This window comes from Mycobacterium marinum (assembly GCF_003391395.1).
GTDB classification, from domain to species: Bacteria; Actinomycetota; Actinomycetes; order Mycobacteriales; family Mycobacteriaceae; genus Mycobacterium; species Mycobacterium marinum.
Window position 1 is genome coordinate 2147422 of record NZ_CP024190.1, and the last position, 24365, is coordinate 2171786.

Consider the following 24365-nt stretch of genomic DNA (forward strand, 5'->3'; position numbering starts at 1 on the left):
TCGGCTCGACTCGAGGGGGCGCATGCGCGCCTTTGCCCGGGGGTTGCGTCGTCGGCCACTTCCTCGGAAATGGGCCATTCGAGCGTGTTCGAGTTTGCGAGAAATATGTAAATGTAGATTCAGGTTCTATCGACAATATAATTGGCACCACCATCTCTTCTTCCGCTTGATACCGACGGGCATCCCGGCGTCAAACAGGCCCCTCGAGGGTGCTCCCAAGTCGCGGTACCGAGAATCTTGGTTTGGCCGCCGAGGCGATCGGCGAACTGTTACCGTTCAACGCAGTGGAGCGGCCATCGCATTTGCGCCACTGATTGATGTCCGAATGATTTCATGTACAACTACTGAGGCCACAGCTATGTCGTTACTTCTAGACCGGTTTAGGGAACTCGCGGCGTGCATACCCGCCAACACCGCCATCTCGTTCGTCAACGAAAAAGGGCGAGTCGCCGAATCGATGAGCCGTGCTGATGTGGTGAGCGACATGGGCGAGGTGGCCGAGTTTCTGCGGCACCACTGCGGACTGGAGCCGGGGGACCGGGCGATCCTTGCATATCCATCCGGTCTGGACTTCGTGCGCGGCCTGATCGGATGCCTCGCAGCGGGGGTTGTTCCCGTCCCGATCTACCCGCCGGACCCGATCAACCCTCAGAAGACCGTCGACCGGATGCAGCGGGTGGTGGCCAGCAGCGGTGCGAAAGCGGTGCTGACGAGTCGGCGGTATGCGAACGCTCGCTGGCTCGGAACAGCCAGGTCCATCGTGACCGGAAGCACGGTTGGCTGGCCTGGGGATCTGCCCTGGCACATCACCTCGCGGGGTATCGGCGGCCGCCGAATGCGCGGACCGGGCACCCCCGGCGCGCCGGGCCGCGGCTGGTCCCCGAGCCCTGACGCCCCCGCTTTGCTGCAATACACCTCGGGCTCCACCTCAGACCCCAAGGGTGTCGTCATCACCCATGGCAACCTGGCGCATCAGGTCGATTTCAACCGTCGGTTGCTAGGGCTCGGACTGGATGCCCGGGGCGTCTTCTGGCTCCCGCCGTATCACGACTTCGGACTCATCAGCGTGATCCTGAGCGGTTTGGCGGGCAGTGGCGAGGTCACCCTGATGTCGCCGTTGACCTTCCTGCAACGGCCCGCGCTGTGGTTCGACGTCATGGATCGGGTGCGTGCCACCCACACCGCCGCCCCCAACTTTGCCTACGAACTGGCGGTGCGTAAGACCACCGCCGAGCAACGTGCGGCATGGGATCTGAGTTCGCTGCAGGTGGTCATGAGCGCGGCCGAACCGGTACGCGAGGACACCACCAGCCGTTTCCTGGATGCCTTCAGCGGAACCGGGCTGCGTCGCGATGCATTCTGCCCCTCCTATGGCCTGGCCGAGCACACCGTCGCTGTCACGATGTTCGGGCGTTCGACGCTCAGTGTCGACCGCCATCAGCTGGAAACGCAGCGGCTGGCGGTTCCTGCCGATGGTCCCGGTAGCCAGGTGCTGATTGGTTGCGGCCAGGTGGCCGACGACGTCGACGTGCGCATCGTGGACCCCGAACTCCACGTGCCGCTGGCCGACGGGCAGGTCGGCGAAATCTGGGTGGATTCTCCGAGTAAGGCGGCGGGCTACTGGGGATTGCCGGACAAGAGCCGCGACACCTTCGGCGCCCGTCTCGCCGGGTCTGACGACAGCCGCAGCTACCTGCGAACCGGTGACCTGGGACTCCTGCATGACGGCGAGCTGTATGTGTGCGGTCGCCTCAAAGACCTGCTCATCCTGGCCGGGCGCAACATCCATCCCCAAGACATCGAGGAGAGCCTGCGTGACTGTCACCCAGCCATCAGGCCGGGCGGGATCGCAGCCTTCGCAGTCGATGCCGGCGATGCCGGCGAGGTCGAGGGGCTTGCGGTGCTCGTCGAGGTGAAAGCCGATATCGCCACCGAGATGTTGTCGGGGGTGGCCGATGAGGTGCAGGCAGTTGTCTTGAAGAACCACCAGTTGCGCTGCTCGGCGGTGGTGGTCGCGCCGCCCGGCAGCGTGAGCAAGACGACCAGCGGGAAAGTGCAGCGTGCCAGATGCCGCACCCGCCTGCTGGACGGCACCCTGGAAGCCGAGGCGCTGCTGGTGGCACGCCTCGAGGACGCGGGGCCGCCGGACGTGCCCGACGACGAACTGGGGACGGCCGGCCCAGTGGTCACATCGGCCGGAGCCTGGCCGGCAGCTCCGGGCGACCCGCTACTGGCGTCGGTGCGCGACCAGGTGGCCGCGGTCTTCGGAATTCGGGCTGCCCGGGTCGACATCGACCAACCCCTCAGTGAGCAGGGCCTGGACTCGGTCGGGTTCGTGAAGCTGGCTTCGCGCCTGAGCCAGGCGTTCGACCGGGATGTGCCTCCGGTGGACGTCTTCAACCACCCGACCGTTCGAGGCCTGGCTCACATGTTGAGGGACGCTGAGGTGGCGGGTTGCGAACACCACCCGCCGCAAGCTTTGCTGCAGCACCCCAACCCGGCCCGGTGCGGTCCGGCTGGGGATGGGGACGACGCATCAACCAGGGATTCGTTCGAAGCGCTCCTCAAGGGGGCGATCACCACAGGGCGGATCAGCGAGGGAATGCACTTGCTGCGTTCGGCGTCTCAGCTACGACTGGCGGTTCAATCCGAGTCCGGCGCCCGGACCTGGCCGACCGCCGTTCCGACGACCTTCACCAGCGGGCCCAAGGCTCCCCATCTGATCTTCCTGTGCACGTCGGTCTTCAGCAGCGGAGTGCATAACTATGCAACAATTGCGTCAGAATTCAGGGGAGTGCGAGCCGTCTCGGCCATACCCTTGCCCGGTTTCGCCCGCGGTGAGCCACTGCCCGACTCCCCGGAAGCCGCGGTTGAGTGCCTCGCTCGGATCGTCGTCGAACTGGTCGGTGATGAGCCTTTCGTCCTCGCGGGGCAATCATCGGGTGGAAAGTTCGCCTATGCTCTCGGCAAACATTTTGAGGATGTCAGAAATCGCAATCTCGCCGGTGTGGCTTTGCTCGATAGTCACAAGGAATCCGATCCCGAACTAACTGAACTTCTCACCAGAGAAATACTTTATGACGTGTACGGGGAAAGTGGCGGACAGGATCTATTTCATGCCACCAGGCTAACTGCCGTAGTCAGCTGGTCGGATCTGCTTCCCAATATGTACGATGGGCCTCTTGAATCCGATGTGCTATTCGTGCAATGCACCCGGCCGTGGGTGATGCCTTATGGCGCGGGTGATATTACGTATCCCGCCACCGAGCCTTGGTCGCCATCGAATACCGTGCGCACGGTCGCGGTGGACCACGTTTCGCTGCTCGTCGAAGGGGCGAAACCCGCAGCGCAGATCCTCGAGGAGTGGATCAGCCGGGGCTGAGGGTCTCAGTCGACAAGGCGCGCAGCCGCCGGGTTGGGTGACGTGCGCCAAGCGATGGCAAATGATCCGGGGGATCAGGCAGGCGGGGTTTGACTGCGGTGGGCCTGGTTGGCCGGGTTCGCACCTGCAGCGGCCACCAGAACCAGCGCCCGAGTAGGGCGGCGATGGACGGCGTCATGAATGCGCGCACGATCAGGGTGTCGAACAGCAGGCCCAGACTGATGGTGGTGCCGACTTGGCCGATGATCCGCAGATCGCTGACGATCATCGAGGCCATGGTGATGGCGAACACCAGTCCCGCATTCGTCACCACCTTGCCGGTACCGCCGATCGCACGGATGATGCCGGTATTGAGGCCGGCGCCGATCTCCTGCTTGAACCTGGAGACCAGAAGCAGGTTGTAGTCGGATCCCACCGCCAACAGCACAATCACCGACATCGGAAGCACCAGCCAGTGCAATTTGATGCCGAAAATGTGTTGCCAGACCAATACGGATAGGCCAAAGGAAGCGCCCAATGACAGCGCCACCGTGCCGACGATGACGGTGGCGGCGATAAGGGCTCGGGTGAGGATGAGCATGATGATGAAAATGAGGCACAGGGAAGCGATTCCCGCGATCAGAAGATCCCATTTAGCGCCTTCGGAGAGGTCCTTGGATACGGCCCCGGTTCCGGTCAGATAAATCCTGGAGTCTTCTAATGGCGAGCCCTTCAGCGACTCCTCGGCAGCGGTGCGTATCAGGTCGATGCGGGCAATTCCTTCAGGCCTGTCGGGGTCTCCACGGTGCAAAATAATAAACCGAGCCGCATGCCCGTCGGGGGATAGAAATAGTTTCATTATGCGTTTGAAGTTCGCGTTGGTGAACACCTCGGGGGGGAGATAGAACGAGTCGTCGTTGTTCGCGGTGTCGAACGCTTTCCCCATGGCCGTCGAGTTTGCGCTCAGCTCGTCCATCTGGTCGTAGATCCCGATCATGGTGCTATGCATGGTCAGGACGATGTCCCGTACCGTCTCCAGGGCTTCGATCTGCGGTGGGATCTGGGCGGCCGTCAGCGGCATGAGCCGGTCCATGGTTTTCACGTCGCCCAGCAGGTCGGTTAGTTCGTCGCTGATCTTGTCGACGCCGTCGAGCGCGTCGAATATCGATCGCAGCGACCAGCACATCGGGACTCCGTTGCAGTGCTTATCCCAGTAGAAATAGCTCCGGATCGGTCGCCAGAAATCATCGAAGTCCGCAATATGATCGCGCAACTCATCGGTGACATCCTTTATCTGGCCGGTGTCGATGACCGTCTGATGCATCGTGTCCGACATTTGCATCATCAAGTCATACATGCGTTTCATCACGGTGATGGACTTGCCGATCGCATCCGCCTGTCTGAGTAGGTCGTCCATTCGGTCACGTTGATAGTTGAGATTTTGCATCTGACTGGCGTTTTGCATGCTGATCTGAAACGGGATCGACGTGTGATCCATCGGCTTTCCTTCGGGCCGGGTTATCCCCTGGACACGGGAAATCCCGGGAATCCGGAAGATTTCCTTTGCGACCTTGTCCAAGACCAGAAAGTCGGCTGGATTCCGCAGATCGTGATCCGACTCGATCAGCAACGCCTCGGGCTTCATCCGCGACTGAGAGAAATGTCGATCCGCGGCGGCGAATCCCTGGTTGGCTGGGGTGAAGCCCGGGGTGTAGTCCCGGTTGTTGTAGCTGGTCGTGTACGCGGGCAGAGCGAGCAGACCGATCAGCGCGATTGCGATCGTGGCAGCCAGAACGGGCCCCGGCCAGCGAACCACGACGGTGCCGATCCGTCGCCAGCCGCGAATCTTGATCATGCGTTTGGGGTCGAATACCCCGAAACGGCTGCCGATGGCAAGCACCGCCGGTCCTAACGTCAGGGCGACCACCACCGCTAGCAGCATCCCGACCGCGCAGGGGATACCTAGCGTTCGAAAGTAGGGCAGCCGGGCCAGGCTGAGGCAAGACGTCGCCCCCGCGATCGTCAGCCCCGAGCCCGCGATGACGTGGGCGACCCCCCGGTACATCGTGTAGAACGCCGTCTCGCGGTCTTCGCCGGCCTGGCGGGCTTCCTGATAGCGCCCGATGATGAAGATCCCGTAGTCGGTGCCGGCGGCAATCGCCAGCGAAGTCAGCAGGCTCACGGCGAAGGTGGAAAGCGCAATGGCCCCGACCTGCCCGAGTAGCGCGACTACTCCACGGGCCACCGTGAATTCGGCTCCGACGGTGAGCAATAGCAGGACCACCGTGAGCGGCGAACGGTACACCAAGAGCAACATGATGAATATGACCGCGGCGGTCGTGACGGTGATTCTCGCCAAAGACCTGTCGCCACTGTGCTGCATGTCAGCCACCAGTGCCGCTGTCCCGGTGACGTAGACCGCGATCCCGGGCGGCGGCTTGGCGCCGTCAACGATGCTGCGGACAGCTTCGACGGATTCGTTGCCCAGCGGCTCACCCTGGTTGCCGGCCAGATTCAGCTGGACATAAGCGGCCTTGTCATCGGCACTCTGCGACCCGGAAGCGGTAAGCGGATCCCCCCAGAAATCCTGGACGTGCTGCACGTGCCTGGTATCGCCACGCAACCTACGGACCAGATCGTCGTAGTACTTGTGGGCTTCGGTGCCGAGGGGCTGGTCGCCTTCCAGAACAATTGTCACGATGCTGTCGGAATCCGATTCCTTGAACACCGCCCCGATCCGGTGTATAGCCTGCATCGCCGGCGCGTCGCGGGGAGTCAATGACACCGAACGGTTTTCTCCAACCGATTCCAGTGAAGGCACGAAGGCTGCGATGATCGCGCAGACGGCTAGCCAAAACAGGGCGATGGGAACCGCGAATTTGTAGATCGACCTTGCCAGAATTGATGGTTCTATATCTGTGTTGTTGAGGTATTTGCCACTCACGCGTGCTTCGCTAGATCGATTGTGTCAAAGATGGTGCGATGAGTACCCCCTGTCGCCCATCTCTTATTGCCTGATGTGAATCGACAGTCGATGTCGGATTCCTTCGTCGCGATGTTTGTCGTCAACGCCGCCCCATCCGTCGTGCTACGAACCGTTGGTGCAGCGTACTTCGTGGCCGAGCGGGTTGTCAGTATTTTGTGAAAGTCGCGGCGGGAAGCGGGTGCTGGCAATGTTGGTCGACAGCTATTTTTCGCCCCGGACCGGGCCAGGTGAGTGCAGCTTTCATGACGGGGCAGGGCATTCAACGATGTCGCGCTAGTGCTGGCCGAAATCCGTGCGACGACGCGCAGCTCCACCCTCCGAAGGCCTGATGTACGGCCCGACTTACCGCAGCTTGATGGCATGATGTGTCGGGCGGTGGTGGGCGCCGGAAACCGATTTCGGGCAGCGATTCTGCGGCGGAGGTTGCGACCCATGAAGCGCTGACCGCTACTCCTCCTGGTCGGGCCGTCCTGCCGGGGTTCGTCATCGAAGGATGATCCCATTTATGCACGCCAGAAGCTGAATAAACGCGGGCTCGAACCAAGCTGGTTTGCAATCGGAAGTGACGCCCTGCCCGGGATCCTCGAATTAGATTCTTGAATTATATTCTCGAATTACGTTCTTGAATTTGATTCTAGTATTGGGGCACTATCCTCGGTATTGCCGGACGAGAATCGGCTCGCTGAGCATGTTCGATTCTACGCTTGATGGCGAGGTTGGATGTCGATATCTGTCAACAATTGTTGAGTTTGCTGGTGACTCACACAGTGGTTGCTTTCGAGCGGCGGTCGGCAAGTTGTTGTCAATTTGTCCGATTTGCATAGCAGCGTCTTTCTGGGGGGTAGAGTCACGGGCTGGACTTGCCGGCGCATCATCGACGTTGGCTTCCGTTCGGGGAAATATTCGGTTGGGACGTGCGCGAATATCGCAGCTGTTTCAGATCGAGCCGCGGCGCAGGTATTCATCGGTTCTCGCCGATGCTCACCGAGTGACTGAAAGGGTCGCAGCGATGTCATTGCTGGTGATGGCCGCCTGGGTGCTGCATCGGGCTGGCCCGGCCGGGCCCGTTACGGCCACCGCGGCCCGCGCTGCTGGTGGTGGCCGGGTCGAAGTAGCGCCATGACGCGGGGGGAGACGCAGCGAGCCGTGCCGGCAAGTCCGGGCATCCACTGCAATGCTGCGCCCGTCCAAACCCACCGCGACACGCTATGGGCGATCGCCATTGGCATCTTCATGACCTCGGTGGACGACACCGTCGTGTACGTCGCCAACCCGAGCATCATGGCCGGGCTGAACACCAGCTATCACATGGTGATCTGGGTGACCAGCGGCTACGTGTTGGCCTATACGGTGCCGTCGCTGGTCGCTGGTCGACTTGGTGACCGGTTCGGCGTCAAGAACCTCTACCTGGCCGGATTGGCGGTGTTCACCGTCAGCTCATTGTGGTGTGGCGTGTCGGGCACCATCGAAATATTGATAGCGGCTCGGGTGGCCCAAGGCATCGGCGCCGCGTTGCTCTACACACAGACGTTCACCATCGTCACCCGGGCTTTCCCGCCGGAACGTCGCGGAGCGGCGGCGACCGTTTGGGCTGCGGCCGCCGGCTTCGGCAATCTGGTCGGTCCGCTGCTCGGCGGCGCGCTGGTCGACACCCTTGGGTGGCAGTGGATCTTTTTCGTCAATGTCCCCGTCGGCATCGTCGGATTGGTGCTGGCCGTGCGGTTTGTGCCCGCACTGCCGACGCACACGCGCCGGTTCGACCTGATCGGTGTGGGGCTATCCGGACTCGGCTTGCTCCTCATTGTCTTCGGGCTGCAGCAGGGCCACGCGGCCGGCTGGTCGCCATGGATCTGGGCGATGATCGTCGTGGGCGTCGGGTTTGTGACCGTATTTGTCTACTGGCAATCGGTGAACACCAGCGAGCCACTGATCCCGCTGCGGATCTTCGGCGATCGCAACTTCGCCCTGTGCAGCTTCGGTGTGGCGGTGATCGCGTTCGTGGCGGCGGCGATGATGCTGCCTGGCGTGTTCTATATGCAGACGGTGCGGGGCTTGTCGCCGACTCGTACGGCGCTGCTGATGGCGCCGCTGCCCATTGTCGTCGGCTTGTTGACCCCGTTCATCGGCAAGATCCTGGATCGGGCACACCCGCGGGCGGTGGCCGGTTTCGGCTTCTCAGTGGTGGCCATCTCGCTGATCTGGTTCTCGATCGAGATGGCCCCGGCAACCCCGGTTTGGCGGTTAGCAGTGCCGATCGCTTTCCTTGGCGTTGGAATGGTGTTCGCCTGGCCTGTGTTGACGGTTACCGCCACCCGTGACCTGCCGGCAGAGCTGGTCGGTGCGAGTTCAGGGGTGTACAACGCGGCTCGGGCGTTGGGCGCCACGCTCGGCAGCGCCGGGATGGCCGCGTTGATGACATCACGCATTGCCGCCCAGGCCCCGGCCATCCACGACGACGCGCATACCTCCGCGGCGGCGGCAACCGAAGGCGTCGCCCTGCAGCTGCCCGAGTTTGCGCGTGAGCCGTTCTCGGCCGCGATGTCGCAGTCACTGCTGTTGCCCGCGTTGATCGCACTGCTCGGCGTCGGCGCCGCCTTGCTCATGTCCGACTTGCGCGCGCCGCGGTCAACCCTTGCGCAAGGGCTTTGATGGGTCGGCGTCGATAGTCTCGAGGTAGTGGTCCAGCCAGCGGTCCAGCTGACGATAAGCGGTCAGTCGAGGTTGTGGCAGGGACAAGAACACATCGTGTTTGGCGTCCGGCACCGGAATGACGGTGCTGCGGTTCCCGATGCAGCCGGCCCAGCGGGCGATTTGTGTGACGTCGAGAACCGCGTCGCCGCGTTCCACGGCGGTCGGGTCGGCGCTGTCGGGCACGCTGTGGTCCGAACGCAGGATCAGATTGGGCACGCCGACGTCCAGCCCCCGATGCAGCCGCGCCTGGCCGCGGCGTATGGCACTGAACCAGCCGGCGGTGACGGGAAAGCCGCCCAGCGGTTTCCACTGCAGGTTGAAGTCGAACTCGCCGTGGTAGTCCCGGTGCAGGCCGGAGCCGTAGCCGGGCTCACCTCGCGCTCGGAGCACCCACATGGGGCGCACCCGCGATACCGCGCCGATCGCGGCGGAAATCACGCCCAGGCGCAGGACCGCCGCGCCCTGCAGGTCCAGCCACGGGCTGTTGAGCACCAGGCCGCCGACGCCCCCGTACGCACCCAGCCGGCGCCGACGCAGCCGGTCCAGCCATAGCGACACGATGAGCCCGCCGGCCGAATGCCCGTAGACGAGGACCTTGGCGGCACCTGCCGAGCCGGTGTGCTCGCCGATGACCGCCAAGGCGCGCTGCAGTTCGACGTCGTATTGCGCCAGGTCGGTGGTGAAGTGCGGGGTTTGGCCAGGCCGGTGCGAGCGGCCGCACTTTTGCAGATCCAGCGCGTAAAAGGCGAAGCCGCGGTCGGCGAAGTGGTCGGCCAGAGCGGTATTGAAGAAGTAGTCGGTGAAGCCGTGCACCGCCAGAACCGCGTGTGCCGAGGGCGCGGCGTTCGCCCGGCGGACCAGGGTCGCGACGATGTCGCCCTCGTCGACGGGATCGGGTCCGAGCGGGATCGTGTACTGCTCATAGCCAGGCAGTACATCGGGTACCCAGCCGCTCACGAGGTCAGCTTAGAGGCGATCACCGAAGCGCGGGCGACTAGGTGGGGCAGCGGCGTTTGCTGGTCTGCGCCGTCGCAATTGCGGCTTGCGCCCCGAGGTCTGCCGGCTCGACGGCAGCGGTTTGGGTGGGGCCCATACCCGGCGGGATAACCTGAGGACCTGCACAACCGCGCGAACACGAAGGACCAACGATCCGGTGTCAGAGTCAGCCAGAACCGACGTCGTGCTGGTGGGCGCGGGCATCATGAGCGCCACGCTGGGCGCGATGCTGCGACGACTGGAACCGGACTGGTCGATCACCCTCATCGAGCGCCTGGACGCCGTCGCAGCAGAAAGCAGTGGCCCCTGGAACAATGCCGGCACCGGGCACTCCGCGCTGTGCGAGTTGAACTACACGCCACAGCGACCCGACGGTTCCATAGACATTTCCAAAGCGGTGCGGATCAACGAGGAATTTCAGGTCACCCGCCAGTTTTGGGCGTACGCGGCGGAGAACGGCATCCTCAACGACGTGCGCAGCTTCCTCAACCCACTCCCGCACGTGAGCTTTGTGCACGGTGCCGAGCGGGTCGACCAGCTGCGGCGGCGTCGCGACGCGCTGGCCGGCAACCCGTTGTTCGCCGGCGCCGAGTGGATCGACGACCCGGACGAGTTCGCTCGCCGACTGCCTTTGATGGCCGCCAAACGTGTTTTCTCCGAACCGATTGCGCTCAACTGGGCCGCTGACGGTACCGACGTTGATTTCGGCGCACTGTCTCGACAGCTCGTTGGCTATTGTGTGCGCAACGGCGCGGTGGCCCTGTTCGGTCAGGAGGTCCGCAATCTGGTTCGACAGCCCGACGGTGGTTGGATGCTGACCGTGGTCAACCGTCGCACCGGCGAAAAGCGCAAGCTGAAAACCAAATTCGTGTTTGTCGGTGCGGGGGGCAACGCGCTGTCGTTGCTGCAGCGGTCGGGCATCAAGGAAATCAACGGTTTTGCCGGCTTTCCCATCGGCGGCCGGTTCTTGCGTACCGCGAACCCGGCGCTCACCGCGGCACACCGGGCCAAGGTGTACGGCGTTCCGGCGCCGGGGGCCCCGCCGCTGGGTGCGCTGCACCTGGACCTGAGGTATGTCAACGGTAAGTCCTGGCTGATGTTCGGGCCGTTCGCCGGATGGTCGCCGAAGTTCTTGAAGCGCGGCCACTTGCGCGACCTACCTGGTTCGATCAAGCCCAACAACATACTGTCCATGGTTGGCGTCGGTGTCACTCAAGTGACACTGTTGAACTACCTGATCGGCCAGCTGCGTCTCTCCGAGCCCGACCGAGTCGCGGTGCTGCGCGAGTTTGTTCCCAGTGCAGCGGATTCGGACTGGGAATTGATTGTGGCAGGTCAGCGAGTGCAGGTGATCCGTCGGGACAAGCGCAAAGGTGGTGTGCTCGAATTCGGTACCACGGTGGTCGGCGAGGCCGACGGCAGTATTGCGGGACTACTTGGGGGGTCGCCCGGGGCCTCGACGGCGGTGCCGATAATGCTTGAGGTGTTACAGCGATGCTTTACCCATCGGTACCAGTCCTGGCTGCCAGCACTCAAAGAGATGGTGCCGTCGTTGGGGGCGAACTTGTCTGAAGAGCCGGTTTTGTACGACGAGGTGCGGTCCTGGAGCAGCAGGGCGCTGCAGCTGGATGCGTCATGAGCGAAGCGCTGCGCCGTGTCTGGGCCAAAGACCTTGACGTACCAACCCTTTACGAATTGCTCAAGTTGCGGGTCGAGGTGTTCGTGGTCGAGCAGGCCTGCCCCTATCCGGAGCTGGACGGCCGTGATCTGCTCGCCGAGACCCGCCACTTCTGGCTGGAAACCGCCGATGGCGAAGTGATTTGCACGTTGCGGTTGATGGAGGAACACGCCGGGGGCGAGAAGGTGTTCCGGCTTGGCCGGCTGTGTACGAAACGTCAGGCCCGCGGGCACGGGCACTCCACCCGGCTGCTGCGGGCAGCCCTGGCCGAGGTTGGCGACTACCCGTGCCGGATCGACGCGCAGGTCTACCTGGCCGAAATGTATGCGCGGCACGGATTCGTTCGTGACGGGGACGATTTCATCGACGACGGTATTCCGCACCTGCCCATGTTGCGGCCCGCGCACGGTCCCGCGGCGCAGTCATGAAGGCCTATCCATTCAGCGCGATCGTTGGACACGACCAGATGCGACTGGCGTTGCTGTTGTGCGCCGTTCGTCCGGAGATAGGCGGCGTGCTCATTCGCGGCGAGAAGGGCACCGCGAAATCAACAGCCGTGCGCGGGCTCGCCGCGCTACTGTCCGCCGCTACCGGCAGTTCCGGTCCCGGGCTGGTCGAAATGCCGCTGGGAGCCACCGAGGACCGGGTGGTCGGCTCGCTGGACCTGCAGCGCGTCTTGCGCGATGGCGAACACGCCTTCGCGCCGGGACTGCTGGCCCGCGCCCACGGGGGAGTGCTCTACGTCGACGAAGTGAACTTGCTGCACGATCATCTGGTCGACATCTTGCTCGACGCCGCCGCGATGGGGCGGGTGCACGTTGAACGGGACGGCATCTCACATTCGCACGAGGCCCGTTTCGTCCTGATCGGCACGATGAATCCCGAAGAAGGCGAACTGCGTCCACAACTGCTGGACCGGTTCGGGCTGACCGTCGACGTGCACGCGTCCCGCGATGTGGACGTCCGCGTGGAAGTCATTCGCCAGCGGATGGCTTTTGAAGCAGACCCGGACGCCTTCTGTGAACGCTATGTGGGCCCCGACGCCGAGCTGGCTCGTCGCATCGCCGAGGCGCGGGACATCGTCGACACGGTCGTGTTGCCCGACCACGAATTGCGCCGGATCGCCGCGTTGTGCGCGGCGTTCGACGTCGATGGCATGCGAGCGGATCTGGTGCTGGCCCGAACGGCCACCGCTCATGCGGCGTGGCGCGGCGCACCGGCCGTCGAAGAACAAGACGTGCGGGTCGCCGCGGAACTGGCATTGCCCCATCGCCGTCGTCGGGACCCATTCGACGATCACGGTATCGACCGCGACCAGCTCGACGAGGCACTGGCACGGGCCGGAGCGGAGTCGCAGGGTTCGCCCGAGCCGGAGCCCGACCCGCCGGGTGGAGGCCAGTCAGCGGGCCAGGATTGCCCTCCCCAACAACAGAACTCGAACTCCAGGCCCCAGCAGGCGCCCAAGCCCAGCGCCGGGCCGTCCAAGGTGTTCCGCACCCGCGCGCTGGTTGTGCCCGGGGTCGGCGAAGGTGCGCCCGGGCGGCGCTCGCGGGCGCGCAACGGCTCCGGCAGCGTGGTAGCGGCCGCCGACGGTAGTGACAGCAATTCCGGCGCCCGTGGGTTGCACCTGTTCGCCACCTTGCTCTCGGCCGCCGAAAACGCCACCGGATCGGGGCCGCTGCGCCCGCAGGGCGCCGACATCCGCCGGGCGGTGCGCGAGGGGCGTGAGGGCAACCTGGTGATCTTCGTCGTGGACGCTTCGGGATCGATGGCTGCCCGGGATCGGATGGCGGCGGTCGGCGGCGCGACCATGTCGCTGCTGCGCGATGCCTACCAGCGCCGGGACAAGGTCGCGGTGATCACGTTCCGCCAGCATGAAGCCAAGATCCTGCTGCCACCCACCTCGTCGGCGCACATCGCCAGCCGGCGGCTGGCCCGGTTCGACACCGGCGGCAAGACTCCGCTGGCCGAGGGGCTGCTGGCCGCGCGCGAGCTGGTGATCCGGGAGAAAGTGCGCGACCGCGCCCGCCGCCCGCTGGTGGTGGTGCTCACCGATGGACGGGCCACCGCCGGGCCGGACCCGTTGGGCCGCAGCCGAATCGCCGCCGCTCGGCTTGTCGCCGAAGGCGCCACCGCGGTGGTTGTGGACTGCGAGACGTCGTATGTGCGGCTCGGACTGGCCCAGCAACTCGCCCGCCATCTCGGAGCGCCGGCGGTACGGCTCGAACAGTTGCACGCCGATTACTTGGCGCAAGCCATCCGCAGCGTGGCCTGAACTCGCGGAAGGCAACTGTTTATGCCACAGGGAAATCCGGCTCAGGTCCCCGACGACGGTCTAACTACCCGACAGCGGCGCAACACCCCGGTGCTGGCCGTGCATACCGGTGACGGCAAGGGCAAGTCGACCGCGGCGTTCGGAATGGCGCTGCGGGCTTGGAACGTCGGCTTGGATGTCGCGGTATTCCAGTTCGTCAAGAGCGCCAAGTGGAAAGTGGGCGAGGAGACGGCGTTCCAACACCTCGGCCGGTTGCACGACCAGCAGGGGATCGGCGCGGCCGTCCAGTGGCACAAGATGGGCGCGGGGTGGTCCTGGTCACGCAAGGTCGGCAGCGACGACGACCACGCGGCCGCAGCAGCGGACGGCTGGGCCGAGATCGCGCGGCGACTGGCGGCGCAGCGCCACCAGTTCTACGTGCTCGACGAGTTCACCTACCCACTCAAGTGGGGCTGGGTGGACGTCGGGGAAGTGGTGGACGTACTGCTGGCGCGGCCGGGGTACCAGCATGTGGTGATCACCGGGCGTGATGCCCCCGCGCAGCTGATTGCGGCCGCCGACCTGGTCACCGAGATGACCAAGGTCAAACACCCGATGGACGCGGGGCGCAAGGGGCAGAAGGGCATCGAGTGGTGAGCATTGCCCCGCCCCGGTGCCGCGAGCGTGCGTGTCGGCACAGCGACACGCCGCTACAAGTGGCATTTCGTGCACGCTCGCACCGGGTGCCTCGGTGAACTCAATCCCCGGCGTGGTGATCGCCGCCCCGGCGTCGGGCAGCGGAAAGACCACCGTGGCCACGGGTCTGATCGGAGCGCTCCGACAAGCGGGCCGCAGGGTCGCCCCGTTCAAGGTCGGCCCGGATTTCATCGATCCCGGCTACCACGCCCTGGCCGCGGGACGCCCGGGCCGCAACTTGGACCCGGTATTGGTGGGGGAGCGGCTCATCGGCCCGCTGTACGCACACGGCGCACAAGGTGCCGACATCGCGGTGGTCGAAGGGGTGATGGGCCTTTTCGACGGGCGTATCGAGCAAGCCGTGGCGGGCCCGGCGACGGGTTCGAGCGCACACGTGGCAAATCTGTTGGGAACACCGGTGATCCTGGTGGTCGATGCCCGCGGCCAAAGCCACAGCATCGCCGCACTGCTACATGGCTTTTCTACGTTCGACTCCAAGACCCGCATCGCCGGGGTCATTCTCAACCGGGTCGGAAGCCCCCGCCATGAGCACGTCTTGCGGCAGGCGTGCGAGCAAGCCGGTGTGCCGGTGGTGGGCGCCATCCCGCGCAGTGCCGAGCTGGAGCTTCCGACGCGGTATCTGGGTCTGGTTACCGCCGTCGAATATGGCCGTCGTGCCCGGCTGGCGGTCGAGGCGATGACAGCGTTGATCGCCCGCCATGTCGACGTGGAGGCGGTGCTGGCCGCGGCCGGCAGCAGTGTCGGCGATGCGCCCTGGGACCCGGTGACCGCCATTGGCGGGGCGCCGGCCGGCCACGCCACCATCGCGATGGCCGCCGGCAAGGCGTTCAGCTTCGCGTACGCCGAGCACGCCGAGTTGTTGCGGGCCGCCGGGGCCGATGTGGTCGAGTTCGACCCGCTCGGCGAACCACTGCCCGTGGATAGCACCGGCGTCCTGCTACCCGGCGGATTTCCCGAGCAGTTCACCGCGGAGCTGTCCGCCAACGACCAGGTGCGCCGCCAAATCAAAGAGCTGGCGCACGCCGGCGCGCCCCTGCACGCCGAATGCGCGGGCCTTATCTATTTGTCCTCCGAACTCGATGGCTACCCGATGTGCGATGTGCTGGCCGGATCGGCACGGTTCACCCCGCACCTCACCCTGGGATATCGCGACGCGGTCGCGGTTGCGGACTCGGCGTTGTATGCGGCCGGCCATCGAGTTGTCGGACACGAATTCCACCGCACCACCGTCACCTTCTCCGATCGCTACGAACCGGCTTGGGTGTATCGCGGCAACGATGCGGCAGCGGTGCGGGACGGAGTTGTACATGCCGGTGTGCATGCGTCATACCTGCACACTCATCCGGCTTCCACGCCGGAGGCGGTAGCACGTTTTGTCGCGCACGCCGCCCGGGCCGGCCACGGGATTTGATGGTGGCGACCCGCTGCGCCCGGCTCCCCGCCGCGCTGGCGGTCACCACGGGATTTGATGGTGGCGACCCGCTGCGCCCGGCTCCCCGCCGCGCTGGCGGTCACCACGGGATTTGATGGTGGCGACCCGCTGCGCCCGGCTCCCCGCCGCGCTGGCGGTCACCACGGGATTTGATGGTGGCGACCCGCTGCGCCCGGCTCCCCGCCGCGCTGGCGGTCACCACTAAGCTTGCCGGGTGACCGAGAGCCCCTACCTTGTCGGACTGCGTCTGACCGGCAGGAAGGTCGTCGTGGTCGGCGGGGGCACCGTTGCTCAGCGCCGTCTGCCCCTTCTGATCGCCAGCGGCGCGGATGTGCAAGTCATATCCCGTAGCGCCACCCGTTCCGTCGAGGTGATGGACAAGATCACCTTGACCCTGCGGGAATATCGCGACGGCGACTTGGAAGGCGCCTGGTACGCGATAGCGGCCACCGATGACCCCGCGGTGAACGCGGCCATCGTCGCTGAAGCCGATCGGCGCCAGATTTTCTGCGTGCGCGCCGACATCGCAGTGGAAGGAACCGCGGTCACCCCCGCGACCTTCAACCACGCGGGCCTGTCGGTAGGAGTTTTGGCCAGTGGCGACCACCGTCGTTCGGCGGCAATCCGGTCGGCGATTCGCGAGGCGCTGCAGAACGGCCTTGTCACCTCGACGAGCTATCAGAGTTCCGACGTCATCCGGGGCGGGGTCGCGCTGATCGGCGGTGGTCCGGGGGATCCGGAGCTGATCACCGTCCGGGGTCGACGCCTGCTCGCCCAGGCGGATGTCGTCGTCGCCGACCGTCTCGCGCCACCTGAACTGCTCGCCGAACTGCCGCCGCACGTGGAAGTCATCGACGCGGCCAAGATCCCTTACGGCCGGGCCATGGCCCAGGACGCCATCAACGACGTCATGATCGAGCGGGCCAAGGCGGGGCGCTTTGTCGTCCGCCTCAAAGGGGGCGACCCGTTCGTCTTCGCGCGGGGCTACGAAGAGGTGTTGGCATGCACCGAAGCCGGGATTCCGGTGATTGTGGTGCCAGGTGTGACGAGTGCCATAGCTGTGCCCGCTTTGGCGGGCGTTCCGGTCACTCATCGGGCCACAAATCACGAGTTTGTGGTGGTCAGCGGCCATATCGCGCCCGACCATCCCGAATCGTTAGTGAATTGGAATGCGTTGGCAGCAATGTCAGGCACGATTGTTTTGCTGATGGCGGTCGAACGAATCGAACTTTTCGTCGAGGCGCTGTTGAAAGGCGGCCGACCTGCGGATACGCCGGTGCTTGTCGTTCAGCATGGAACGACGCCCGCTCAGCACACGTTGCGGGCGACCCTTGCCGACACGCCGGAAAAGGTCCGCGCGGAGGGGATCCGACCTCCTGCGATCATCGTCATAGGGCCTGTCGCGGCATTCGGGGTTTAAACGATTCTTAAGATTACTGTAAGGTAACCCGCTATGACGGCTCTCAACGACACAGAGCGGGCAGTCCATAATTGGACGTCCGGACGGCAGGAGCGTCCGACCTCCGCTCGCGCAACGCGCGAGACGGAGACCGCCTCAGAGCGCGCGAGCAGGTATTACCCGACGTGGTTGCCCTCGCGCCGCTTCATCGCCGCGGTTATTGCGATCGGCGGGATGCAGCTGCTGGCGACGATGGACAGCACCGTCGCGATCGTCGCGCTTCCTAAGATTCAAGACGAGCTGAGCCTTTCCGACGCGGGTCGGAGCTGGGTGATTACCGCATACGTGCTGACCTTCGGCGGGCTGATGCTGCTCGGCGGCCGGCTTGGCGACACGATCGGGCGTAAGCGGACATTCATCGTCGGCGTCGCGCTGTTCACCATCTCGTCGGTGCTGTGTGCGGTCGCCTGGGACGAGGCGACATTGGTCATCGCACGGCTATCACAGGGTGTGGGATCGGCGATCGCCTCGCCGACTGGTTTGGCCCTGGTGGCCACCACGTTCCCGAAGGGGCCGGCGCGTAACGCCGCGACGGCGGTATTCGCCGCGATGACTGCGGTCGGTTCGGTGATGGGCCTGGTGGTAGGCGGGGCGCTGACCGAGGTCTCCTGGCGGCTGGCGTTCATGGTCAACGTGCCGATCGGTCTGGTCATGATCTACCTGGCTCGCACCGCGCTGCGCGAGACCAACCGCGAGCGGATGAAGCTGGACGCCGCCGGTGCCATCCTGGCCACATTGGCGTGCACCGCTGCCGTATTCGCCTTCTCGATGGGCCCGGAAAAGGGCTGGCTCTCGATCACCACGATCGGCTCGGGTGCCGTGGCGTTCGCCGCCGCTCTCGGCTTCGTTCTGGTGGAACGTACCGCCGAAAACCCCGTCGTACCGTTTGACCTGTTCCATGACCGCAACCGGCTGGTCACGTTCATCGCCATCTTCTTGGCCGGTGGCGTGATGTTCAGCCTGACCGTCTGCATCGGCTTGTACGTGCAGGACGTCTTGGGCTACAGCGCGCTACGTGCCGGTGTCGGCTTCATCCCCTTCGTCATCGCGATGGGAATCGGCCTAGGCGTGTCCTCGCAGCTGGTTTCGCGATTCTCGCCGCGGGTGCTGACGATCGGCGGTGGATACCTGCTGGTGTGCGCGATGATCTACGGCTGGGCGTTCATGCAGCGCGGTGTGCCCTACTTCCCGAACCTGGTGGCCCCCATCGTGATCGGCGGCATCGGTATCGGCATGGCTGTCGTCCCGCTGACGCTGGCGGCGATCGCCGGCGTCGGCTTCGACCGCATCGGTCCGGTATCGGCCCTCACGCTCATGCTGCAGAGCCTGGGCGGGCCGCTGGTGCTGGCCGTCATTCAGGCCGTGATTACCTCCCGCACGCTGTATCTGGGTGGCACCACGGGCCCGGTCAAGTTCATGAACGACGCACAGCTGCACGCGCTCGACCACGGATACACCTACGGCCTGTTGTGGGTCGCCGGAGCGGCCGTGATCGTCGGCGGAGCGGCAGTGTTCATCGGGTACACCCCGGAGCAGGTGGCCCACGCGCAAGAGGTCAAGGAAGCGATCGACGCCGGAGAGCTGTGAGCCTTCGGCGGGGGCGCCGTAGCCGCGCGTGAGCACACGCCGGCTCGCCGCCCGGAGGTGGCCCGCTTGGTCACCCGCGGACGCACCGCCACTAGGCTAGCCGCCTGTGATTACCCGGATGTCCGAGCTGTTCCTGCGCACCCTGCGAGACGACCCCGCCGATGCGGAAGTGCCTAGCCACAAACTGCTGATTCGGGCCGGATACATCCGGCCGGTAGGGCCTGGCCTGTATAGCTGGCTGCCGTTGGGGCTGCGAGTGCTGCGCAACATCGAACGCGTCATTCGTGAGGAGATGAACGCGATCGGTGGGCAGGAGATCCTGTTTCCCGCATTGTTGCCGCGGGCGCCCTACGAGACCACCAACCGCTGGACGGAGTACGGCGACGGCGTATTCCGTTTGCAAGACCGCCGCGGCAATGACTACCTACTGGGCCCGACCCACGAAGAGCTGTTCACCCTGACCGTCAAGGGCGAATACAACTCCTACAAAGACTTTCCACTCACGCTGTATCAAATCCAGATCAAATACCGCGACGAGGCCCGACCGCGCGCCGGCATCTTGCGGGCCCGCGAATTCGTCATGAAGGATTCCTACTCCTTCGACATCGACAGTGGCGGCCTCAAAGCGGCCTACCACGCCCACCGAGAGGCCTACCAGCGGATCTTCGATCGGCTGCGGGTGCGCTACGTCATCGTGTCGGCGGTGTCCGGTGCGATGGGCGGCAGCGCCTCAGAGGAGTTCTTGGCCGAGAGCCCAGTCGGCGAAGACACCTTCGTGCGGTGTGTGGAGTCGGGGTACGCGGCCAACGTGGAGGCGGTCGTCACCGCGCGCCCGGAAAGCCTGCCGATCGATGGGCAGCCCGACGCCGTGGTCCACGACACCGGCGAGACCCCCACCATCGCCACCCTGGTGGCCTGGGCAAACGAGGCGGGTCTGGGGCGTGAGGTGAGCGCCGCGGACACGCTGAAGAACGTCCTGATGAAGATCCGTCAACCGGGCGGGGAGTGGGAGCTGCTGGCGATCGGCGTGCCGGGCGATCGCGAGATCGACGAGAAGCGGCTGGCCGCGGCGCTGGACCCGGCCGAGTACGTCTTCCTCGATGACGACGATTTCGGCAAGTACCCGTTCCTGGTCAAGGGCTACATCGGTCCGAAGGCGCTACGAAGCAACGACGTTCGCTATCTTCTCGACCCGCGGGTGGTCGACGGCACCAGCTGGATCACCGGGGCCGACGAACCCGGTCGCCACGTGGTCGGCCTGGTCGCCGGCCGCGACTTCACCGCCGACGGCACCATCGAGGCCGCCGAGGTGCGCGAGGGAGATCCCGCCCCGGACGGCGCCGGTCAGTTGGTCATGGCCCGCGGAATCGAGATCGGTCACATTTTCCAGCTCGGCCGCAAATACACCGACGCCTTCACCGCCGATGTGCTCGGTGAGGACGGTAAGCCCGTGCGGCTGACCATGGGCTCCTACGGCATCGGTGTATCGCGGCTGGTTGCGGTCATCGCCGAACAGCATCACGACAACCTGGGCTTGCGCTGGCCGGCGGAGATCGCGCCGTTCGGTGTTCATCTGGTGATCGCCAACAAGGACGCCGAGGCGCGGGCTGGGGCCATCGGGCTTGCCGGCGAACTGGATGGCCTCGGCGTCGAGGTGCTCCTCGATGACCGCCAGGCGTCGCCGGGAGTCAAGTTCAAGGACGCTGAGCTGCTGGGAATGCCCTGGGTGGTCGTCGTCGGGCGTGGTTGGGCGGACGGGGTGGTGGAGCTGCGCGACCGCTTCGGTGGGCAGACCCGCGAGTTGACGGTTGGAGATTCGCTGGCCACCGACATCGCGGCGGCCATTTCGGGCTAAGCCAACGCCTGGCTACTCGTCCCCGCCCGGAAAGGCGGTGGTGATCGGCCAGGCGCCCAGCACCTTGCTCCAGCGGGCGGCCAGCACCGCGCTCTGGGTCAGCGCCGTGCTGGCGAATGCCCGATCACCGGCGGTGTCGGCGTATTCGACGACTGCGCGCCAGGCCGTTGCACCGTCGTTCTCCATCCGGGCGGCCAGCCGCGCGGCGTCGGCGGCACTGCTCACCACGTTCGGCAGCTGGTACCCGGCGGCGGCGACCGGTGCGTTGACCTTGCGGGAGGTCAGCATGGCGATCACGTCATCACGGCGTTGACGGTGTTGGTTGAGCGCCTCCACCACCAGGTCGTTGACGCTGGGTGGCGATAGCGCTGACACGATGCCGTAGCCATAGATGGTCGCGTGCTCGACGGCGAGCGCATCGCAGAGCGCCGCGGTGTCGCCGTCTTTGTCGGCGGGGGAGCGCTTCGGGTTGGCGCCGAAGCTGGGTTCGGAAGAGGTCATATCGATGGCCCTCCGGGCAGCAGCGCGACCTGGTAGGACGCGGTGCAGGATGCGGCGATCGAGGCGAGCAGCCCGGCACGGTAGCCCTCCGTCGTGGTGACCAGGCGATTGGCGTCCTCGGCGGACTGGCGCAGTGAGTCGACCACGTCGGACAGGGGCGGGGGCGGCGGTGGCGGCGCCGGCGGCTCGGTGGCGCTGGGGCTGGGACTCGAGCTGCTCGTTTCGCTGGTCGCCGATACCAGCTTGCCGGCGGCGCGGGCGATCTCGGTGGCCAGCGCGCGCGCATGGGCGGCCCGTTGGTTGGCGACCACGGTCAGGGCGGCGGCGATCTGTGGTGGATTGCCGATCGCCCCGGCGGCGGCCGAGGCCAGCGCACTGTCATGGCGGGCCTGCTCCAAAGGCGCCAGCAGCTCTTCGACGGCTGGCGGCTTGGGCGGGGACTCGCCGCAGGCGGAAACGACCACCCCGAGTGCAGCGAGAGCGGCACCGCCGGCGAGCACACCCCGCCTGTTGAGGACGGTTACTGCTCGGGACACAGCAACATCCTGCCATTGAGATCAAGCGGGGCTCGATCAGGGACGATTAGCTTCCGAGCTTGACGGCGGGATCGGCGCGCCGACGCGGATTCCTGGCGTATCGTTGGTAGCTGGTTCCGGTGAATCGTCGGCTTTTTGGTGCCGGTGGGACGCTGGTACCGCCCTGGCGGCGCCATCCGCCAGATGACCGGACAACTCAAGATGAGGAGCTCGCCGTGACCACCGGGCTACCTTCGCAGACGCAGGTGATCGAGCTACTCGGTGGAGAGTTCGCGCGCGCCGGCTACGAGATCGAGGATGTGGTCATCGACCACCGCGCTCGTCCACCGCGGATCACGATTGTCGCCGATGGTGACACCACCCTGGACCTGGACACCATCGCCGTGCTGTCGCGCTCCGCGTCGAGCTTGCTCGACAGCCTGGACAACATCGGCGACAGTTACGTGCTTGAAGTCAGTTCGCCCGGTATCGATCGCCCGCTGACCAGCGAGAAGCATTTCCGCCGTGCTCGTGGCCGCAAGGTCGAACTGACCCTGGCGGACGGATCGCAGCTGACTGGCCGCATCGGCGCGCTGCAAAGCGGTTCGCTGGATCTGGTGGTTCGGGCCGGGCGGGAGTGGAAAGTCCGCGAGATCCCACTTGCCGAGGTGGGGAAAGCGGTTGTGCAGGTGGAGTTTTCGCCGCCGAATCCAGCTGAACTGGAACTCGCGACTACAGGTAGGGCCGCTGGGACGGAGGTCGAGGCATGAACATCGACATGGCGGCACTGCATGCGATCGAGGTCGATCGGGGCATCTCGGTCAATGAGCTGCTCGAGACGATCAAATCGGCGCTGCTGACCGCCTATAGACACACCCAAGGCCATCAGACCGACGCGCGCATCGAGATCGACCGCAAGACCGGCGTCGTGCGCGTGATGGCCCGCGAGACCGATGACGACGGCAATGTGATCAGCGAATGGGATGACACGCCCGAGGGTTTTGGCCGCATCGCTGCGACAACCGCACGCCAAGTCATGTTGCAGCGGTTCCGGGACGCGGAAAATGAGCGCACTTACGGGGAGTTCTCTACCCGCGAGGGCGAGATCGTCGCGGGTGTGATCCAGCGCGATAGCCGAGCCAACGCTCGTGGGCTGGTCGTGGTTCGGATGGGAAGCGAGACCAAGGCCTCCGAGGGCGTGATTCCCTCTGCCGAACAGGTTCCTGGCGAGAGCTACGAGCATGGCAATCGGCTGCGCTGCTACGTCGTGGGCGTTAGCCGCGGTTCTCGGGAGCCGCTGATCACGCTGTCTCGTACCCACCCCAATCTGGTGCGCAAGCTGTTCTCCCTGGAAGTGCCCGAGATTGCGGATGGTTCGGTGGAGATCGTGGCGGTCGCCCGCGAGGCCGGACATCGCTCCAAGATTGCGGTTCGGTCCAACGTTCCGGGGCTGAACGCCAAGGGCGCCTGCATCGGACCGATGGGTCAACGCGTCCGCAACGTGATGAGCGAACTTTCCGGAGAAAAGATCGACATCATCGACTATGACGAGGACCCGTCGCGGTTCGTCGCCAACGCGCTGTCCCCGGCGAAGGTGGTCTCGGTGTCGGTGATCGATGAGACCGCACGGGCGGCTCGCGTCGTGGTACCGGACTTCCAGCTGTCCCTGGCCATCGGCAAGGAAGGCCAGAACGCGCGGTTGGCGGCCCGGCTTACCGGCTGGCGGATCGACATCCGCGGCGATTCGCCGGAGCAGTCGGCGGAGCACCCGGAACGGGGCGCCAGCCGCGGCTTGGCGCACGACCACTAGGGGACATGCCCCGGTTTTGGCGCCGGCCCGGACAACGGGTCCACGGGCGGTTCGGGCAATCGGTTCGGTGACGCTAGACTGAGCCGTGATCCAGCGCAAGCCTTCGGCCATGGCGCACGGGCGTCCGGATATCCCCTGCGGACCGGTGCGGACGTGTGTCGGGTGCCGGAAGCGAGAGTTGGCCGTCGAACTGCTTCGAGTGGTGGCTGAGTCGACCGGGAACGGCAACTATGCCGTGATCGTTGACACAGCTAGGGGGCTGCCGGGACGGGGTGCGTGGTTGCACCCGGTGCCGCAGTGCGTACAACAAGCGATTCGGCGACGGGCTTTCACCAGAGCGCTGCGCATCACCGGGTCACCGGATATATCCGCGGTGGTCGAGCACATCGGTGGTTTGGACGTGCCCGGTCCGCCGAGCAACAGAACAGGTAGCAAAGAACATGAGCACACCGTGAAGTCCCGATGACAATGTGTCATAGCTAAACCCCGAGGCGCGGCCCACGACTGTCGCCTCATGGACAGG

The 24365-nt window shown here is 65.2% G+C and carries 17 protein-coding genes and 1 pseudogene; 14 read left to right on the plus strand and 4 right to left on the minus strand.

The genetic code is table 11. From position 1 onward, the window contains the following. The first annotated feature begins 358 nt into the window (after positions 1-358). Positions 359-3382: an AMP-binding protein gene (locus tag CCUG20998_RS08980; RefSeq protein WP_020728309.1), complete on the plus strand. Its 3024-nt coding sequence runs from the start codon at positions 359-361 to the stop codon at positions 3380-3382. Here the strand turns inward: CCUG20998_RS08980 and CCUG20998_RS08985 are convergent. Continuing rightward, the gene (locus CCUG20998_RS08985) at positions 3369-6305 is read right to left on the minus strand and encodes an MMPL/RND family transporter (protein ID WP_020728310.1); all 2937 of its coding nucleotides are present in this window, start codon (positions 6303-6305) and stop codon (positions 3369-3371) included. The genes CCUG20998_RS08980 and CCUG20998_RS08985 overlap by 14 nt on opposite strands. A gap of 1030 nt (positions 6306-7335) precedes the next feature. On the opposite strand from CCUG20998_RS08985, the gene CCUG20998_RS28905 reads away from it, so the two are divergent. Beyond that, positions 7336-7470 (plus strand): hypothetical protein, encoded by a 135-nt coding sequence (locus tag CCUG20998_RS28905; RefSeq protein WP_258035691.1) that lies wholly within the window; start codon positions 7336-7338, stop codon positions 7468-7470. A 23-nt stretch (positions 7471-7493) separates the two neighbouring features. Further along, positions 7494-8996, plus strand: a complete 1503-nt coding sequence (locus CCUG20998_RS08990) for an MFS transporter (RefSeq protein WP_020728313.1) — start codon at positions 7494-7496, stop codon at positions 8994-8996. Here CCUG20998_RS08990 and CCUG20998_RS08995 read toward each other — a convergent pair. Beyond that, the gene (locus CCUG20998_RS08995; RefSeq protein WP_020728314.1) at positions 8973-9995 is read right to left on the minus strand and encodes an alpha/beta hydrolase; all 1023 of its coding nucleotides are present in this window, start codon (positions 9993-9995) and stop codon (positions 8973-8975) included. The two genes, CCUG20998_RS08990 and CCUG20998_RS08995, sit on opposite strands and share 24 nt — an antisense overlap. A gap of 196 nt (positions 9996-10191) precedes the next feature. On the opposite strand from CCUG20998_RS08995, the gene mqo reads away from it, so the two are divergent. The 8 genes and pseudogenes from mqo to CCUG20998_RS09035 all read left to right on the plus strand — a co-directional run bounded on the left by mqo (position 10192) and on the right by CCUG20998_RS09035 (position 21016). Further along, positions 10192-11673, plus strand: coding sequence for a malate dehydrogenase (quinone) (mqo, locus tag CCUG20998_RS09000; protein WP_020728315.1), 1482 nt, complete (start codon positions 10192-10194; stop codon positions 11671-11673). Continuing rightward, entirely contained in the window at positions 11670-12140 is a 471-nt protein-coding gene (locus tag CCUG20998_RS09005; protein WP_012393679.1) for a GNAT family N-acetyltransferase, read from the plus strand. The genes mqo and CCUG20998_RS09005 overlap by 4 nt, the downstream gene beginning before the upstream one ends. Further along, positions 12137-13987, plus strand: a complete 1851-nt coding sequence (locus tag CCUG20998_RS09010) for a magnesium chelatase subunit D family protein (RefSeq protein ID WP_020728316.1) — start codon at positions 12137-12139, stop codon at positions 13985-13987. The genes CCUG20998_RS09005 and CCUG20998_RS09010 overlap by 4 nt, the downstream gene beginning before the upstream one ends. Before the next feature lie 21 nt (positions 13988-14008). Then, positions 14009-14623, plus strand: coding sequence for a cob(I)yrinic acid a,c-diamide adenosyltransferase (gene cobO, locus CCUG20998_RS09015; RefSeq protein ID WP_011740150.1), 615 nt, complete (start codon positions 14009-14011; stop codon positions 14621-14623). Between the two features lie 103 nt (positions 14624-14726). After that, on the plus strand, positions 14727-16094 hold the full coding sequence (locus CCUG20998_RS09020) for a cobyrinic acid a,c-diamide synthase CobB (protein ID WP_172607272.1): 1368 nt from the start codon (positions 14727-14729) through the stop codon (positions 16092-16094). 235 nt (positions 16095-16329) lie between these two features. Further along, a pseudogene (gene cobA / locus CCUG20998_RS09025) lies at positions 16330-17546 on the plus strand (uroporphyrinogen-III C-methyltransferase). Positions 17547-17568: 22 nt separating this feature from the next. Beyond that, positions 17569-19161 carry an MFS transporter gene (locus CCUG20998_RS09030; protein WP_012393683.1) on the plus strand — a complete coding sequence of 531 codons (1593 nt, stop codon included), beginning with the start codon at positions 17569-17571 and terminating at the stop codon, positions 19159-19161. Positions 19162-19267: 106 nt separating this feature from the next. Continuing rightward, on the plus strand, positions 19268-21016 hold the full coding sequence (locus CCUG20998_RS09035) for a proline--tRNA ligase (protein ID WP_015355251.1): 1749 nt from the start codon (positions 19268-19270) through the stop codon (positions 21014-21016). A gap of 12 nt (positions 21017-21028) precedes the next feature. Here CCUG20998_RS09035 and CCUG20998_RS09040 read toward each other — a convergent pair whose 3' ends face one another. Continuing rightward, entirely contained in the window at positions 21029-21517 is a 489-nt protein-coding gene (locus tag CCUG20998_RS09040; RefSeq protein WP_020728318.1) for a ferritin-like domain-containing protein, read from the minus strand. Next, positions 21514-22053 (minus strand): hypothetical protein, encoded by a 540-nt coding sequence (locus tag CCUG20998_RS09045; protein WP_038579257.1) that lies wholly within the window; start codon positions 22051-22053, stop codon positions 21514-21516. Before CCUG20998_RS09045 ends, CCUG20998_RS09040 begins: the two co-directional genes overlap by 4 nt. Before the next feature lie 215 nt (positions 22054-22268). Between CCUG20998_RS09045 and rimP the strand changes: the two genes are divergently transcribed. From rimP to CCUG20998_RS09060, 3 genes are all read left to right on the plus strand, one after another. Further along, on the plus strand, positions 22269-22802 hold the full coding sequence (gene rimP / locus CCUG20998_RS09050; protein WP_036455796.1) for a ribosome maturation factor RimP: 534 nt from the start codon (positions 22269-22271) through the stop codon (positions 22800-22802). Next, the gene (gene nusA, locus CCUG20998_RS09055; RefSeq protein ID WP_020728322.1) at positions 22799-23842 is read left to right on the plus strand and encodes a transcription termination factor NusA; all 1044 of its coding nucleotides are present in this window, start codon (positions 22799-22801) and stop codon (positions 23840-23842) included. Before rimP ends, nusA begins: the two co-directional genes overlap by 4 nt. A gap of 109 nt (positions 23843-23951) precedes the next feature. Beyond that, positions 23952-24308: a YlxR family protein gene (locus CCUG20998_RS09060; protein ID WP_179953036.1), complete on the plus strand. Its 357-nt coding sequence runs from the start codon at positions 23952-23954 to the stop codon at positions 24306-24308. Positions 24309-24365: the final 57 nt, after the last annotated feature.